15 protein-coding genes are annotated in these 17,383 nt (G+C 42.2%); 4 read left to right on the top strand and 11 right to left on the bottom strand.

The features are described from left to right. Window positions 1-54: 54 nt before the first annotated feature. The 4 genes from B4U37_RS04095 to B4U37_RS04080 form a co-directional block, all read right to left on the bottom strand. Entirely contained in the window at window positions 55-1,263 is a 1,209-nt protein-coding gene (locus tag B4U37_RS04095) for an MFS transporter (protein ID WP_088017202.1), read from the bottom strand. A gap of 197 nt (window positions 1,264-1,460) precedes the next feature. Continuing rightward, window positions 1,461-2,837 (bottom strand): aldehyde dehydrogenase, encoded by a 1,377-nt coding sequence (locus B4U37_RS04090; protein ID WP_088020125.1) that lies wholly within the window; start codon window positions 2,835-2,837, stop codon window positions 1,461-1,463. A 189-nt stretch (window positions 2,838-3,026) separates the two neighbouring features. Continuing rightward, window positions 3,027-3,257 (bottom strand): excisionase family DNA-binding protein, encoded by a 231-nt coding sequence (locus B4U37_RS04085; protein ID WP_088017201.1) that lies wholly within the window; start codon window positions 3,255-3,257, stop codon window positions 3,027-3,029. A gap of 15 nt (window positions 3,258-3,272) precedes the next feature. Continuing rightward, the gene (locus B4U37_RS04080; protein WP_088017200.1) at window positions 3,273-4,997 is read right to left on the bottom strand and encodes a two-component system sensor histidine kinase NtrB; all 1,725 of its coding nucleotides are present in this window, start codon (window positions 4,995-4,997) and stop codon (window positions 3,273-3,275) included. 239 nt (window positions 4,998-5,236) lie between these two features. Between B4U37_RS04080 and B4U37_RS04075 the strand changes: the two genes are divergently transcribed. Then, window positions 5,237-6,673, top strand: a complete 1,437-nt coding sequence (locus B4U37_RS04075; protein ID WP_088017199.1) for a carbon starvation CstA family protein — start codon at window positions 5,237-5,239, stop codon at window positions 6,671-6,673. Between the two features lie 43 nt (window positions 6,674-6,716). On the opposite strand, the gene B4U37_RS04070 is transcribed toward B4U37_RS04075, so the two are convergent. The 3 genes from B4U37_RS04070 to pssA all read right to left on the bottom strand — a co-directional run bounded on the left by B4U37_RS04070 (window position 6,717) and on the right by pssA (window position 9,631). Beyond that, window positions 6,717-8,423 (bottom strand): acyl-CoA dehydrogenase family protein, encoded by a 1,707-nt coding sequence (locus B4U37_RS04070; RefSeq protein ID WP_088017198.1) that lies wholly within the window; start codon window positions 8,421-8,423, stop codon window positions 6,717-6,719. Continuing rightward, window positions 8,416-8,793 carry a MerR family transcriptional regulator gene (locus tag B4U37_RS04065; protein ID WP_088017197.1) on the bottom strand — a complete coding sequence of 126 codons (378 nt, stop codon included), beginning with the start codon at window positions 8,791-8,793 and terminating at the stop codon, window positions 8,416-8,418. Before B4U37_RS04065 ends, B4U37_RS04070 begins: the two co-directional genes overlap by 8 nt. 124 nt (window positions 8,794-8,917) lie before the next feature. After that, window positions 8,918-9,631 carry a CDP-diacylglycerol--serine O-phosphatidyltransferase gene (gene pssA, locus B4U37_RS04060; RefSeq protein WP_010199147.1) on the bottom strand — a complete coding sequence of 238 codons (714 nt, stop codon included), beginning with the start codon at window positions 9,629-9,631 and terminating at the stop codon, window positions 8,918-8,920. A 268-nt stretch (window positions 9,632-9,899) separates the two neighbouring features. On the opposite strand from pssA, the gene rpsN reads away from it, so the two are divergent. From rpsN to B4U37_RS04045, 3 genes are all read left to right on the top strand, one after another. After that, window positions 9,900-10,169, top strand: coding sequence for a 30S ribosomal protein S14 (gene rpsN, locus B4U37_RS04055; protein ID WP_088017196.1), 270 nt, complete (start codon window positions 9,900-9,902; stop codon window positions 10,167-10,169). Between the two features lie 69 nt (window positions 10,170-10,238). Further along, entirely contained in the window at window positions 10,239-10,586 is a 348-nt protein-coding gene (locus tag B4U37_RS04050) for a hypothetical protein (protein WP_088017195.1), read from the top strand. Window positions 10,587-10,717: 131 nt separating this feature from the next. Continuing rightward, complete coding sequence (locus B4U37_RS04045) at window positions 10,718-11,113, top strand: SET domain-containing protein (protein WP_088017194.1); 396 nt, start codon at window positions 10,718-10,720, stop codon at window positions 11,111-11,113. A gap of 50 nt (window positions 11,114-11,163) precedes the next feature. Here the strand turns inward: B4U37_RS04045 and B4U37_RS04040 are convergent, their stop codons facing one another. From B4U37_RS04040 to B4U37_RS04025, 4 genes are all read right to left on the bottom strand, one after another. Beyond that, window positions 11,164-12,168, bottom strand: coding sequence for a Gfo/Idh/MocA family protein (locus B4U37_RS04040; RefSeq protein ID WP_088017193.1), 1,005 nt, complete (start codon window positions 12,166-12,168; stop codon window positions 11,164-11,166). An 87-nt stretch (window positions 12,169-12,255) separates the two neighbouring features. After that, a complete protein-coding gene (locus B4U37_RS04035) occupies window positions 12,256-12,882 on the bottom strand; it encodes a hypothetical protein (protein WP_088017192.1) in 627 nt (208 codons plus the stop codon). Between the two features lie 174 nt (window positions 12,883-13,056). Next, window positions 13,057-14,325, bottom strand: coding sequence for a 2-oxoglutarate dehydrogenase complex dihydrolipoyllysine-residue succinyltransferase (gene odhB, locus B4U37_RS04030; RefSeq protein ID WP_088017191.1), 1,269 nt, complete (start codon window positions 14,323-14,325; stop codon window positions 13,057-13,059). Further along, window positions 14,322-17,198, bottom strand: coding sequence for a 2-oxoglutarate dehydrogenase E1 component (locus B4U37_RS04025; RefSeq protein WP_088017190.1), 2,877 nt, complete (start codon window positions 17,196-17,198; stop codon window positions 14,322-14,324). The genes odhB and B4U37_RS04025 overlap by 4 nt, the downstream gene beginning before the upstream one ends. Window positions 17,199-17,383: the final 185 nt, after the last annotated feature.

Genomic DNA, 17,383 nt, shown 5'->3' with positions numbered 1-17,383 from the left:
ACCCCTCTTTATCTCTCTACCACTTTAACGCACAGCGGGTCAGACCCCTTTTCTTTATGCCCCTTCTCTCATCTCTTCAAGCACTGCTCGTTTTCTGCGTTTGCCTTCGATCCAGGCGAAGAGCATGGCAAGGAGCATGAAGGTGCTGGAGATTTGGAAGAGGGCTGCGGTCGGGACGAATTGTGCAAGGAGTCCAAAGATGATTCCGCTTAGTCCAATTCCCAGGTCGATAGATGAGAAGAACATGCCGTTTGCCACTCCACGGCGGTTTTCAGGAGTCATGGATAAGGTCCATGATTGCAAGGTAGGAATCAAAGAACCGAAACCTACTCCGAACAACGCACCAGCTATCACAATAAACAAATTGGAGTGCGCAAAGGAAAGCACCCACATCCCGACAAAGGACAAGAACATGCACATTAATACCAAGCCCCGTGGACCATGATTATCAAACCATTTTCCTGCAACTGGACGAGATAATGATGCCATAATCGCATTTACAAGATAGAAAAGAAAGATCTGGTCAATCCCACGTTCTTCTCCAAATATCACGATAAACGTGACAATCGAGCCGTAGCCAAACGTAGCCATCAATGTGATGAAGGCTGGGTACCAGCTACTCTTTTCTACAAGTGAACCGAAATAGGAAAACTTGAGGTCCTCCTTTTTCGTCTTTTCCACAATAGCAGGCGTCTGATAATGAACCACACCCAACAACACAAGCGCAATTACTCCAAGAACAGCACTTACCATGATCAAGTTAGAAAACGTTGTAACCTGATATAAGTAAATCCCTAAGCTTGGAGCGATAATCATTCCGATTGTAATCGATAATCCGTAATACCCCATCCCTTCACCTAGACGGGAACGGGGGATAACATCTACCGCTGCGGTTCCATTTACCGTTGTGGACCAGCCCCATGCAAGACCATGTACAAGTCGGAACAATAGGAATACCAGCACTATCTGGGACAATGGATAGATGATTGTCACAGCAAGCAACGCAACCGCGCCGATCAACACAAGCGGTTTACGCGCCCGGTACTCCAGCATAAAACCGATAAACGGCCTACTCAACACAGCACCGATGGAAAACAAGGCGGTTACCAACCCAATCTCAAATCCCGTTGCTCCCAACGACTTAATATATGGGGGCAATGTGGGAATCAGCATTTGAAACGACATGAACACAAACAAGTTTCCTACCATCAACATGATGAACGATTTCGTCCATAACACTTCTTTTTTCTGAATCGGTACCATTCTTACACTCTCCTACTATAAAAAGACGCACCTCCAAAATAAATCCACATAAATAAGAAAATGAATCTCCACGACCGAAGATTCATTTCCCTAAAAAGCTGCGTCTGCTACATATATTTCGTCTATCTAAATATTAACACAGACAGCGTATAAAAGAAATGTAAAGAACTTCCTGACACCTGAAAATTTGAAGCTGTCTACTTCATAAATTTCCTTAGCACTTTTATGCTCTTATCAGAATAAGGCGGGTAAAGAAAACTCAAATTGAACTTGGTACTCTTTTTCATCACACTTTTCTTATGGGAAAAAGTATCAAAGCTGTCTTTCCCATGATACGAACCGATGCCCGATGTCCCTACCCCACCAAATGGTAAGTATGGATTGGTCAAATGTGTGACCGTATCATTCACACACCCTCCACCGAAAGAGGTGCTTCCGATAACTTCTTCCTCTACCTCATTAGTTTCAGTAAACACATATAACGCCAGAGGCTTTGGATAATTATTAACCTGTTTTACGGCATCCTTTAAGTCGTTATATGCAAGTACAGGTAAAATTGGGCCAAATATTTCTTCCTGCATCACGCTATCTTCCCATGTTACACCATCCATCACAGTCGGTTCCATATAAAGCGACTCCCGATCGTTTCGTCCTCCAACGACCACTTTTTCCTTATCCAATAATGATACAAGACGATCAAATTGACGCTCATTCACCACACGTCCGTAATCCTTGCTTTCTTGTGGATTATCTCCGTAAAAATCATGTATCGTTTTTTTCAATGCTTTAACCAGTTTCCCTCGAACATCTTCATGCACAAGAATATAATCCGGCGCCACACACGTTTGGCCTGCATTCATGAATTTTCCCCAAGCGATTCGTTGCGCCGCCACTTCTATATTGGCATCCTTATGGACGATACACGGACTTTTCCCTCCAAGCTCGAGTGTTACCGGTACAAGCCGTTTAGCCGCAGCCTGCATGACGATCTTGCCTACCTCTACGCTTCCCGTAAAAAAGATATAATCAAATGGCGCATGAATAAGGGCTGATGTTTCCTCTTTTGCTCCCTCCACGACACTGATGTACTCTTCATTGAAGAATTCTCGTATCATTTTTGTAAGCACAGCAGATACAGTCGGCGTGAATTCCGAAGGCTTGATCACTGCGCAGTTCCCGGCAGAAATCGCCCCAATCAGAGGCTCTAATACTAACTGAGCAGGGTAATTGAAAGGCCCGACAATCAATACCGTCCCATAAGGTTGAGAATAAATCAGACTTTTAGAACCAGTATGAACGAGCGGTGTTTTCACCTTTTTCACCTTAGCCCAGCCTTTTAAATTTTTCATAAAGAAACCGATGCTATCAAGGATATAGCCAACTTCAGAACCGTATGCTTCGAATATGGATTTTCCAAGGTCCTTTTTCAACGCATCCATTAGTTCAGCTTCATATTTCTGAACAGCCTTCTTTAAGGTCGACAGCTGCTCCAAGCGGAAATCAAGATCCTTTGTTTCCCCTTTATCAAAATAATTCTTATGATTCGCAAGCAATGTTTCAACCTTTTCGTTTATGTCAGTGGTTGTAATCGTCATACAAGATTCCTCCTGTTTTTCGCATATTCAGATTATGTTATTTCTATTGTCTTACAAATAGAATGAATTAGACAAGTTTTTGCCTGTTGTTATGTTTAAGAGTTTAAACATATAATAATAATCAGTCAAGTAAAATAGAAAAAGCACCCTAACCAGGTGCTTTTCACTTCAGTCCTCATCCTTAATATCAATATCCTCAGGAATCGGTTCACTTCTTACTTCTTCCATTAACTCTTTATACTTCTCCATCTGTTTCATATGCGTTGTAAATTGTTCTTTGTTAATCATATAGTCGGTTCCATCATACAATGCTCGAATTTTCTTTTCTTGTATAAGGGTTTTCACATAAGACTCTGAACAGGATAAGTATTCGGCGGTCTCTTTAACGGATAGGTACATGCTGACACTCCTTCTTTATTGTTGTGGTGACAATGGTAATGTGATGAGGAAAGTCGTCCCTTTTGACGAAGTTTCGTATACTTCAATACTTCCTTGGTGGTTTTCGATAATGCGCTGAACAATGGTCAGCCCAAGCCCTGTCCCAGTTTCTTTGGATGTATGAAATGGGTGAAAGAGAGACTTCTTCATTTCGTCGTTAATTCCTGCCCCATTATCTTTAAAGAATAAAAGATACTTTCCGTTTAATTTCTGAGAGGAAATGGTTATAATTCCTTTACCTTTAATAGCTTCTCTGCTATTTCGATAAAGGTTGTAGATGACCTGTTTCATCTGCTTAAGATCCACCATTACCTTCGTGTCGTCAAGCATCACCTTCATCTCTGGCTCATTTTCAGTCATGTCAGGAAAAGTAGGAATCTGCTCCAAAATTGTCTTGAACGTAGTTTCCTGTAATCTTGGCGCACCTGGCCTCGCCATAAGCAACATGTCTTCAATAATGGCGTTGATTCTGTCAAACTCTTTTATAAGTAAAGGCACCTGGTACCGTTCAAGCTCGTCTTTCGTAAAGGATTGTTTCATCAAAGAGAAAAAGCCATGCAACACCGCCAATGGATTCCGTATTTCGTGGGCAGCGCCTGCAGCAAGCTCTCCCAAAGCAGCTAGTTTTTCCGATTGATGCATCCTTTTCTCCAGCTCTTCTGTCACTGTTATATCAATAAAATAAAAAATTCTGCCGATAATGTTTTGATCTTCGTCATGCAAAACGGACTGCGATACAAGCAAGTGCAGTTCTTCCCCACCTCTTGAGTACCTCACCTTGACGTTCTGACAGATTCTTTTTGACAGCATGATTTCCCAGAAGGAAGAGTTGAAAGCTGGCGGCTCTTTCATCATGATGACATCTCTTATTTCTTGTCCGGTCAGTTTCAATAAGCAGGATGCAGCGGTGTTCAATGAAAAATTGGACTGCTTATCATCCGCTGTAATAATTCCAACAGGCAAGGAGTTGAGAATCTGTTGCCTATAAGAACGGTCCTTGTTTATTTCTTCATTGAGGTGAAAGTATTCCTTGAAGCCTTTGGAGACCAAAAGAATAATCACAGTAAAAATAATCAGCCCAAGCACGGCATTTGATTCAAACAACAAGGTTAATAAAAGCGCCGAAGCTAGTGAAATAGCATAATTCGAAACAGATTTCTGCAAGGTGCTTTTCATTTCCTGAATTAACTGCAGATGATTCATAGAGTAAAAGAAAACGCCGATAATAAGTATATTAATAAAGAAATAACTGATCAACGTGGTCAAATAAGACAGTAGGTTTGAAGCTTGTAAATACCCTATCGTCCCACCTGTCCAAAGAAAGATATAATGCGCTCCTGTAATCATAAGAGTATACATGGCAAAATTAACCAGGTGCTTCCACCAAGCTATTTCCCTCTTTAATAGACTATATACTACTCCACTAGTAAGCAAAGCCCATAAGGCAAGGTTCAAACCGAATACAAACAAAGTCGCCAGAAAAATGGCAGAGTCCATACTGAGAGAATTTCCTTTTGGAGGAAGAGGAACGGTATTGATTGTTAAAAGCACTATTGAAACTACCAGTAAAGCAAATAAAGTAGGTTTCGTTGCTAAAAAGGAAAAAGGAGATTGCAGATGAACGAAAAAGAGGCCGGACCCTAATAGGAATACGACAAGTAAGTTTATTATGAATTTATGTTTATGATAATAAGTTTTCACCGAAATCACTCTCGAATCTCTGAGCTGTCTAGTAATCAGCTTTCATTGTATGCCATATTAATGGGCAAAGCAATATATGGCGAATATTAACACTATTCTTTCACACATTTGCTCCATCCGACATGAAAACGGTTTATTTTACAAAAAGTTTATTTTTTTCAGAATAATCTGTTGTTTTTCTACTTAAACGTGTTAAAATGTTTGAAATTGTAATATTCACACAACAGGAGGAGAGCAGCATGATCACATTTTTTGGCGCACTTATTTTTCTAGTTCTAGGTTATGTTTTTTATTCTAAATTCGTTGAACGGGTTTTCGTTATTAATGATCAGACGCCTACTCCCGCCTATACAAAAAGGGATGATTTCGACTTTGTACCTATGCCTTGGTGGAAGGGGAATTTAATTCAACTATTAAATATCGCAGGATTGGGACCTATCTACGGTGCTATCCTTGGGGCATTATATGGACCTGTGGCTTTCATTTGGATTGTGGTAGGAAGTATTTTTGCCGGAGCAGTCCATGATTACTTTTCTGGCATGTTATCCCTGCGTCATAACGGGGCACAATATCCGACCATTGTTGGAAAATATCTTGGCAATGTCGTAAAGTCATGCATTTATGTGGTATCGCTAGTATTAATGGTCCTTGTGGCAGCGGCTTTTACTGCAGGACCTGCTCAACTGATCGCTCAATTAACGCCACTTAGTTTCATGATGGCCTTACTATTAATTTTCGGGTATTTTTTATTGGCTACTCTATTACCGGTCAATCGAGTAATCGGTAAAATATATCCATTACTTGGTGCAATCCTGCTTTTCATGGCAGTTGCCATTGCGGTTGCACTATTATTTACGGACAAACAAATTCCGAACCTGACATTTGCAAACTTACACCCTCAAGAACTGCCAATCTGGCCGCTATTAATGGTCACCATCTCTTGCGGCGCGATCTCTGGATTTCATTGTACACAAAGTCCAATCGTTGCTTGTACGATGAAAAAAGAATCACATGGTCGCAAAATTTTCTACGGTGCCATGATTACAGAAGGAATGATCGCACTTGTTTGGGCTGCAGCCGGGATGACATTCTTCAATGGTACAGGCGGCTTGCAAGAAGCACTTGCCCTTGGCGGACCATCTTATGTTGTGAATGAAATCTCTATTTCTTTATTGGGTACACTAGGTGGGATCCTTGCCATCCTTGGTGTTATCATCCTACCAATCACAACAGGTGATACGGCATTGCGTTCATCGAGGATGATTTTAACGGAAGTATTTTCGAAGTTTTTCAATATGGAAGGAAAGGTCAAAGTGCTACTAGTAACCTTGTTGCTGGCTGCACCAGCCCTTTACCTTGCTACCATCGACTATACATTCCTTTGGAGATATGTTGGATGGACAAATCAGGTTGTTGCCACGGTAATGCTTTGGACAGCGGCTATGTATCTTCTAAAAGAAAATAAATTCCACTGGATTGCAAGCGTTCCGGCATTATTCATGTCAGGAGTTGTCTGCACGTATATCTTCTACGCACCAGAAGGCTTTGGACTGGATTATAACACCTCGTTACTAATAGGTTCCGTCTTAACCTTTGCGGTACTTGGATGGTTTGTCAGTCAAGTGTGGAAACATCTTAACATTAAGTCTGGTAATGCAGAAAAACGTGTAGCTTAATACTGAAACAGGCAGCCTTGGTGGGCCGCCTGTTTTTTATTTTCTATTCTACTCCTACCGAACTTTTCTCCCGGTTTACGATCAAGTCGAAGTATTGAAGCTTCTTATTTTCTGAATCATACCATGTGTCCGAGTCTTTCCAAGTCATTTGGAGGTACAGTACGGCTTTCGCCTTTTCACGGGGGTCACCTGAATTAGCACCGTCCAACGCAACCACACTTTCAAAGATCTTTACCATAAGGCTAGCAATCTTTTTGGAATAGACGGTCTGGATCTCTGGCGCACAACTGCTCGTAAACTGACATAACTCCTGAAGCTTCACTAGCGCATCCTCTACAGGTTCCTTCATAGAACTGTGGATTTGAAGTAACGCCACTCGCTCTCTCATGGACTCTATAAAAACACGTTCTACTTTAAAACGGCCCATCAGCCTGAGCACTTCCATCCCAAGAATATTCGCGGTCCCTTCCCAGACGGTTAATACCTGGGCATCCCGGAGCAATCTTGGCGTCACAAAGTCCTCAATGAAACCATTTCCTCCATGCATTTCAATTGCTTCATGGGAAAAATGAACAGCCTGTTCTGCCGTTTCTTTTTTCAACAACGCAATAAGCAACCGATTCAATGCAACCTCTTCTTCAGATACTTTGGCCCCATCATTTCGCATAACCCGATCAAACAGTGCTACAAGCTCAAAACTAGCACTCAATTCCACCTCTAGTTTTACAGCCATATCGACCAAAGATTCGCGGATCATAGGAAAATTAATCAGTCTATCTCCAAAAGTCACCCGGCTCTTCGCATAATTTCTCGCTTCGGTGTATGCCCTCTGCATGATCCCCAGGGATGCGATCGCATTACAGACTCGAGACAAGTTCAATGCCTCCATCATATAATGAATACCCTTGCTCGGCTCCCCTACAAGATACCCTTCTGCATCGTTGAAGAGTACCTCAGCTGAAGGGACGGCCCTGACACCGAGTTTATCCTTCAATCGTCGAATTTCAATTCCATTCAACTTGCCACTTCCATCTTCATTTTTCCAAGGAACAGCAAAAAGACTGAGTCCTTTCGTTCCTTTAGGTGCACCCGGCATTCTAGCTAACACCATCGCCACCCCGCACTGTCCGGCATTAGACGCAAAATACTTTTCTCCTGTCAAAAGATAGGTATGCTTACTTGCATGTGGCACTGCCTGCGTCTCATTCGCACCGACATCGGACCCGCCTTGCCTTTCCGTTAAAAATGTCGCTCCTTCAAAAAGTTCCACCTCACCAGTCGAAATGACATGCGGCAGGAATTTATTCTTAACATGCTCATCCGCATAATGGTCGAGAAGGTAGGCAGTAGCCATGGTCAGCGTAACCGGACAGTAGAACCCAGGCTCTGTCTGGGAAAGCAAGTAACCTTGCGCATATGAATACAGGTAGTTGCCTTGACGGCCAAGCGGTGGAATTTCCTTGTGCACATATCCGACAATCCCTCTATTATAGGTTTCCTCCACCGTTTTTTTATAGCCTTCATTTACCCAAACTTCTGAAACGTCCTCGCCCATCTTATTGTATTTTATTAACCGCGGCTGCCCTTCCCGATCTGTATGGACTGCACGCTCCTCTATTTCATTTGCACAACTCTCTCCAAACTCAGTGAGCTCCTTCTCTGCCCATGCGTACATTTGGGGCTCCATGTGTTGTTTTAGAACCTGTTGCAAATGCTGATCCTCAGTGAAAAAATTACGTTTACTAGTCATTTGCTTCTCCTCCTAACCGTTTTTGAAAATCTGTGAGAAGTTCGTTCATTTCATCCTTCAGTCCGGTAAGCTCCCGTATCCTTTCTTCGACTTCCGTTACTTTCTCCTTCCCGTATTCAATGGTTTTGTGAAGCTGCTTGGTTCCTGTCCGGTCTTTATCAAACAAGGTGACCATCTCTTTAATTTCATCAAGCTGAAAGCCATACCGCTTGCCCCTTGTAATCAGTTTCAAGCGGGCATACTCCCTTTTAGAAAAAACGCGCTGATTTCCATCAGAACGGGAGGGTTCCAGGAGGCCTAGCTCCTCGTAATAGCGGACAGTTCTGGTGGATATATCGAATTCTTTGGCTAGTTGGGAAATCGTGTAGATGCAGAACCCCCCCTTTTTTCTGAAAATATAGATAGTTATAGTTTACCATTGACGTTAACGTAAAGTTCAATGATTTTTTGCATAAAAAAAGACCTACCTCTTAAAGAGGTAAGTCCACTCAAACTCAATCCGTTTCCCGTCTATTCTTCCCGCGCACGCGTACAAATCGGTATGCAAGAAATGCGATATACAATGGAATTGCTATATAAATCAGGTAAGGATATTGTGCATATGTCCCTTTATATACGATAAATAAAGACGCTCCTAAAAACAAGGTGACAATCGTTCCGTATTTCGGTAGCGGGACATCCTTGAAGCTTGGTATCTTTATTTTGCTAACCATCAGAAAACAAAACGCTGTGAAAATGACGGTTGTCACAATTTGCGGGATTAAATCACCAAATAGCGTCAACAATGCCAGGATTCCACCTGCTGCTGTGATAGGAACTCCGGTAAAATATTTTCCGGAAGACTTGGTTGTACTAATGTTGAAACGGGCCAATCTGTAAGCACCAAACAGCGGAAATAATCCTGCAATGGCCATGCCCAGTATGCCAAACTGAAAAAAGTAGGTGTAATAGATTAAAAAGGAAGGTGCCACTCCGAATGTAACGACGTCAGCCAAGGAATCAAGTTCTTTTCCTAGCTCACCATCTGCATTCAACATTCTTGCCAGGCGACCGTCCATACTGTCGAGCATCATTCCGATCAGGATTAAAATTGCTGCGTTACTATATTGTCCACTTGCGGCAAAGCCAATCGATAAAAAACCGCAGAATAAATTCCCCAGTGTGAACATGTTAGGGATACTTTTAATAAGACGCGTCCGCATTTGCATAAATAATCATCACTCCGTCAGTTGATAAGTCCTTAGTCATATGTAAAGGGTCATACCCTTATAGAAAATAAAAAAACCTAAACAAAGGAACATGCTTAGGCTCACCTTTCTTTAATTATACCATTCTGGATGTGGACGAGTAAAAATTATTTTGTGGAAGGGTTCGCTTGTTTCTGATGGATGACACTTTTCATTTGAACTCCAGAACAATATATGGTTTAATAAATCGTAACGATTACTATTTTCAACAAAAGGAGAGAAATTTATTATGGCGAAGAAATCTAAAGTAGTAAAAGAAAGAAAGCGTCAGCAGCTAGTTGAGCAATATGCAGAGATCCGCAGAGAACTGAAAGCAAAAGGTGATATCGAAGGGCTTCGTAAATTGCCACGTGACTCTTCCCCTACTCGCTTGAAGAATCGTTGTGAGGTAACTGGCAGACCGCGAGGCTATATTCGCAAATTCAAAATGTCACGTATAGCATTCCGTGAGTTTGCTCATAAAGGACAGGTTCCTGGTGTGAAGAAAGCTAGTTGGTAAAATAGCATTTTCCAGTGCTTATTATGCATATACTACTAGAAACTCTTTACAGGGAATGAGGTGCTTTAGATGAAGGAAAGCTTATATAGATACCTTATAAAATGCAGTGTGGCAGAGCTCCCCCCTGAAAAGCAGCTCTTCTACAATTTTGTTCAAGACGTGGAATATGCTTATGAAGAGCAAGCCGATACTCCTGATCAATATTTTGATTTACTTGTGAAACGCCACCCGTATGTGCAGGCAGCAGAGCATTTCCAATTACCTGTGGAAACAGCCCGAAACCTAATGATTGAGATTGAGCAGGAGATAAGAAATGCCGCAGACAACAGAATGCAACAGGTATACTGGCTTGATTACACACAACAAGTTTCTGCTATTGAACACTCAAATAAGCAATACTTTTTTATTGGAATCTAACAAAAGCTTTCTCACAATGACGATGTGAGAAAGCTTTTTTCAATTGTTTAAACTAACCAGTTGCAATCCTTCGCAGAAAATGGCAACCTTAATAGGTCAGGAAATTTTTCGGAAACGTGTAGGTGATAACCATGATTGAAGTAAAAAGCTCTCCAGTAAGTGACGGGGAATTCAATAGAGGCGTATTTGCAACAGAGGATATTAAAGCAGGAACACTATTTCATTCCGCACCGGTAATATCCTATCCAAATGAACAGCATGAACATATCGAAAAGACGTTATTAGCGGATTATGCATTTGAATACGGCATTAACCATTCTGCCATCTTGCTCGGCTATGGCATGCTTTTCAACCACTCATATGAACCAAATGCACGATATGAAATCAACTTTGATGAACATGTTTTTGACTTTTTTGCCTATAAGGATATTAAAGCCGGCGAAGAGATTCTCATCAACTATAACGGCGATGTGGATGAAATGGATCCACTTTGGTTTAATATGGAAGAGGATGAGAAAGAAAAATAGAAAAATGGTGCCCTGAATTTCAGGACACCATTTTTTTGATTTATTAATCCTTAGCATCGTTTTAACTCTATTCTACAGCCTTCTGCATTGGAACGACGTGCTGCATCATTTATTAAAGTGAGCAAATAGGCATCTTGATGGCTGATGTCAGGTTCTTTGCCTAATAAAATGTCAGTGACCCATTGCATCATAGCAGATGGAGCGGTCTCAGGCAGTTCATTTTCAGCCGGTGTATGCCAGCCTTCATCAAGCTTTACGCTCTTGAGTCGAATGGTACCGTCTTCAATCATTAAGGTCCCCTCTGTTCCATAAACCTCTAATTGGAACGGACTACCAGAAGAAACAAATCCTGTCTCTAAAATCCCAAGTGCCCCAGACTCATATTCCACAATGGCTACAGCATTATCATCTACCTCATAATCAAACGTTCGGTTAAGTCTTGCTGTTACCGCTTTTGCTTGTCCGCCTAGTCGATTTGTCAGATAAATAGGATGTGCTCCAAGGTCGATGAATGCACCGCCTCCACACAGTTCCTTATCGTAAAAGTGTTGTGGCAGCCAACCATTAGGGTGTTGCTCTGTTGGAACGGATCCATTGTGTGCAACACGGCAACGGATGGTAGTAAGCCTCCCCAATAATCCTTTGTCCACAACTTGTTGTGTGTATAAATAATAGTCCGCTGTTAAACGAGGTAGCGAAACCATCAGTTTAACCCCGTGTCTCTCTACCTCTTGGAGAATGGCCGCTGCATCTACTTCCGTTTCCGCAAGTACCTTTTCCGTGAAAATATGCTTGCCGTGCTTCGCAGCTTTGGTGATGATTTCTGTATGCATGTTTGTTGGAGAAGCGACAATGACCGCATCAATTTCTGGGTTTCTAATTATGTTGTCTAATTCTTCTTCAAAAATGAGACCGAGCTCCTCTGCCCACTCTTGTCCTCTTTCCTTTTGTTCATCCCATACATGTGTAAGGACTATGTGTTCATTCTGTATCGCTTCTTCTGCATACTCTTGTGCATGCACATGCCATTTGCTAAGTAGTGCGGTTCTAATCATGAGTGATGCCTCCATTTTTTAAAAATAGTTAATAAAGTATAATCAAAAAAGACAGAGTCACCCCTGCCTTTTACACTAACGACATAATTATAGCTTTACTTTAATCTTAACGTCTTCTCCGACTTTCTCGTTATTCTCATCAATAGGTGCCTTCATATTGATCTGCACCCATTCCACATCTTCTGCTTTTGTTTCTTCTAATAGGAAGAAGATAGCGCCTTGCTTCTTTTCGCCACCAGTATACTTTTCATTAAGTTCCCCGGTATCTTCACTTTTCGTTGTCAAACGAGAATCTGGTGCAGCAATTTCTTCCCCTGTATTTGTGACAATGCTAGCTTGGTATGCTTCAAAGTTTAAGGAGTCTGAAGTTTTATTTTCAACTTCTAGATCAAACTGGATATATTTAATTTCATCTTGGCCCATGTAATCTTTAAATCCACCAGCAAGCTTTCCACTCATTACGGAAACTTTGTCTACATTAATGGTAAAAGAGTCTGTTTCAATTGGTTTGAGACGGTTATTTCTCGCATGGTATGTAAAGCTTCCACCTTCTGTCTCTGCCGTTTCACCAACTGGAATCAAACTATCTTCATCTTCTCTCTCTTCTGTTTCTTCTGCAAAGCCTTCTTCATTTGCTTTCTTATCATCTGATGTGCATGCCGCAAGCACCACAACTAATAGCCCAATTAAAAATAAAGATAGAACTTTCTTCATATTATGTTTCCCCCTTGTGTAACTGGATCTCTTTTTTGTATATATGGATGATTATACTGCATATTTTCGCAGAATTGCTAGTATTCCGACAATATTCTTTGCAAAAACTGACTTCCATTTTCAGGAATACATTGAAAAAGAGGACTTATCTTGTGATAAGCCCTCCTCAAATTATCAACCTTCCAACAATAAGTCTTCCGGATCTTCAAGCAATTGCTTTACTCGTACCAAGAACTGTACGGCATCTTTCCCGTCAACAATACGGTGGTCATAAGATAATGCGATATACATCATCGGTCTTACTTCCACTGTATCGTTATCATCCACAACAACAGGGCGGCGTTGAATCGTGTGCATTCCAAGGATACCAACCTGTGGTGTGTTCAAGATTGGAGTGGAGTAAAGAGAACCGAAAATTCCACCGTTTGTTATGGTGAACGTACCACCTTGAAGATCTTTTAGTCCTAAGGAGTTGTCACGAGCTTTTTTACCAAGATCACCGATTTCTTTTTCGATACCGGCAAAGCTTAGTTTGTCAGCGTCACGAACAACTGGAACAACTAGACCTTCTTCTGTGGATACAGCAACTCCGATGTCATAGAACTTCTTCAATAGGATTTCGTCGCCTTGGATTTCCGCATTTAATAATGGGAAAGATTTAAGCGCGCCGATTACCGCTTTTGTGAAGAAAGACATGAAACCTAGTTTGACGCCATTCTTTTTAAAGAAAGCATCTTTGCGACGGTTACGGACGTCCATAACAGCAGTCATATCAACTTCGTTAAACGTTGTAAGCATTGCCGCTGTGTGCTGGGCTTCCACTAGGCGTTTTGCGATTGTTTGACGTCTTCTGCTCATTTTAATGCGTTCTACGCGTGCATCATCTTGAGCAGGTGCTGCTGCAGCTGGTTTAGTTGGAGCTGCCGGTTTGGATGGAGCTTCAGCCTTTGGTGCATTTTTAGCTTGGTTGTGTGCTTCCACATCTTCTACACGAACGCGTCCCATTGGATCACGGTAGGAAACATCATCAAGATCGATGCCTAGCTCTCTTGCTTTTTTGCGTGCTGCCGGAGAAGCTACTGTTCTTGATTTGCTTACTTTCTTCTCTTCTGGTGCTGGTGTTGCTTCTTTAGCAGGCTCAGCTTTAGGAGCCTCTTCCGCTTTCGGTGCTTCTTCTTTTGGCGCAGCGTCAGAAGCAGCGCTTGCTCCTTCTTCCCCAAGCTTTGCAATAACTTGTCCAACGACAACATTGTCACCTGGTTCTGCTAAAAGCTCCTGGATTACCCCGCTGAAGTCGCTTTTAATTTCTACGTTCACCTTATCTGTTTCAAGCTCTGCGATTGTTTCTCCCTTTTCAATCGCGTCACCTGTTTTTACTGTCCATTCTGCTATCGTACCTTCTGTGATTGATTCTGCTAGTTCTGGCACTTTAATTTCGATCATTTGTTTTCCCCTCCATGCCCTTTGTGTACGTTCACTGTATCTTCCACGATCCATGCTTGTTCTTGTTTATGAATATGCGGCTCACCTGTTGCTGGACTTGAGCGCTTCGGACGCCCGATATAATCCACAGAGATACCGTCTGTTGCAATTTCATGAAGGTTCGCTTTCACAACCGGCCATGCTCCCATGTTCTTTGGCTCTTCCTGAACCCAAACGATTTCTTCTAGATTAGGGAATTGTGCAGCAAGCTCTTCTACTTCCTTATGCGGGAAAGGATATAGTTGCTCGACACGGGCAATGTGTAAGGAATCCACTTCCTCACTACTCATCTCATCCACTTTGGAAGCAAGGTCAATGGCAACTTTACCTGTACATAATGCAAGACGTTTTACTTTATCCTTGTTTTGACCTGTACGTTTTTCTTCAACCAGCAGTTTGAATCTGCCTTCTGTCAACTCCGACAGATCAGAAACAGTCATCGAGTTACGCAGCAAGCTTTTCGGTGTCATAACGATAAGCGGTCTTGCATCCTCTTTTGTCGTCAGCTTTGCCTGTCTTCTTAAAAGGTGGAAGTATTGCGCCGCACTTGTTACGTTCGCAACAATCCAGTTATTTTCCGCAGCAGAGTTCAAGAATCGCTCTACGCGACCGCTGGAATGCTCCGGTCCTTGTCCTTCATAACCGTGTGGCAGAAGCATGACTAGACTTGATTTCTGGCCCCACTTCGCTCGTCCGGATGCGATGAACTGGTCGATGATTACTTGGGCAACGTTTACGAAATCCCCAAACTGAGCTTCCCAAATGACAAGGGATTCTGGCGATTGTACGCTGTATCCATAATCAAAACCAAGAACTGCCGTCTCAGATAAAGGACTGTTATAAAGGGAAAGAGAAGCTTTTGCTTCCGGAAGTTCATGCAACGGAATGAAACGCTCACCCGTTTTATTATCGTGTAACACAAGATGACGATGTGAGAACGTTCCACGCTCACTGTCTTGACCTGTTAATCGAATCGGCGTGCCATCAGCAAGAATCGATGCAAAGGCAAGTGTCTCCCCTATGGACCAATCCACTTTATTGTCATTAGCAAGTAGGCTTTCACGCTTTTTCAAAATACGGCCTAGTTTAGGATACACAGTGAAAGTTTCCGGGAATTTCACCAGGTTGCTGTTAATGGTTTTCAACACGTCCTCCTGGACTGCCGTTTCAAGCTCTGGAACTTGATCACTGATCGGTTTTGGCACCTGCTTAATTTTCACATTGCCTTCGTCCTCTTTACGTAGCTCATCGAAAATACCTTGCAGCTTTTGCATAAATTCCGTTTTCTTACCAGTAAATTCTTCTTCAGAAAGGATGCCTCTGTTAACAAGCTCTTTCCCATACTTTTCGGCAATTACGGGATGGTTGTTAATTTTTTCATATAAAAGTGGTTGTGTCACATTGGCGTCATCCATTTCGTTGTGACCGAAACGACGGTACCCAATAAGATCAATCACGATATCTTTTTTGAATTTCTTACGGTATTCATAAGCAAACACCATAACAGCTAAACAGCTTTCCGGATCGTCCGCATTCACATGGATAACCGGGATCTCATAACCTTTTGCAAGGTCACTTGCATACTTAGTTGAACGGGAATCACCGAAGTTTGTAGTGAATCCAAGCAGGTTGTTTGCAATGATATGGATTGTACCACCTGTTGCGTAACCTTTTAGCTTTGTCAGGTTCAACGTTTCCGCAACCACCCCTTCACCAGGGAACGCTGCATCTCCATGTACAAGGACACTGAAGGAGGACTGCTTGTTCTGTTTCGGATACCCTTTTTCTGAACGGTCTTCCTGGGAAGCACGTGCCACCCCTTGAACGACAGGGTTCACAAATTCCAAGTGACTCGGGTTGTGAGCAAGATTGATGCGCACTACTTGTTCCTTTTCACCCGTTACTTGACGGTCAGCACCCATATGGTACTTTACATCCCCTGACCAACCAAAGTTAATGCCGCGAGAACCTTCAGAAGGAACCAGTTCTTTGTTCGGAGAGTGGTGGAATTCAGAGAAAATCAACTCGTATGGCTTGCCAAGAACATGCGCAAGTACATTCAAACGACCGCGGTGGGCCATCCCGATGCTAATATTCTTTGTTCCATCCTCGCATCCAGACTGAATCAGCTTGTCAAACATCGGAACAAGCATATCCAACCCTTCTATGGAGAAACGCTTCTGGCCAACGAATGTTTTATGTAAAAACTTTTCGAAGCCATCAACAGAAATCAATCTTTCCAGTAATTCTATCCGCTGTTCTTTAGTGAACGGTCGCTCAATTCTTGTATTTTCAATATAGGAGTTTAGCCACGTTTGCTCTTCCTCATCATGAATATGTCCGAACTCGTACGCAATCGTCGCTGTATAAATGCGCTTAAGATGCTCGTACGCCTCCCACGCATTAGAAATCGCCTCAGGTGCAGCTTCCCATACAAGGTCAACCGGAATTTGTACAAGGTCTTGTTTGCTTAATCCGTATGTCTCCACGTCAAGGAATCCAACATCATCTTGTGGTTCCTTGTGCAGGGGATTAATATTTGCCGCAAGATGTCCAAGCTCACGAATATTGCGTAATAGCTTGTTAGCGGAGATTACTTTTTTAATCGCCATTTGCGGTACAGCTTGAGGATTGCTTCCACCCTCTGCTTCTTTTGCATTAGAAATGGAAATGGAATCCATTCCAGGAGGTGGACCTAGTTCCTCAAAAAGCGCACGAATAGATCCGTCTACTGATTCCGGATCTTGTTGGTACTTTTCATACATGTCATACACATAACCCATATTCGGGCCATAAAAGCGCTCCCAAATTTGTTCAACTTCGACCTTACTCATTATTACATGCCCCCATCTTAGGCTGTGACGTTTTTAAAATGCCTCTGAAATAGTTATTATATAAAGGTTCCGGTACTTAATTGACTCATTTACAAATCCTATACCCTCACCTATTTCTTTCACACCTAAATTATACAGAAAAAACTTTCTATTTACCATAAAAACGTTTTCATATTTTGGACAAA

Origin of the sequence: Sutcliffiella horikoshii (genome assembly GCF_002157855.1) — a bacterium.
In the GTDB taxonomy this organism is placed as follows: domain Bacteria; phylum Bacillota; class Bacilli; order Bacillales; family Bacillaceae_I; genus Sutcliffiella_A; species Sutcliffiella_A horikoshii_C.
Note: the sequence above shows the minus strand (reverse complement) of the source record. Positions and strands in the feature narration are given on the sequence as shown.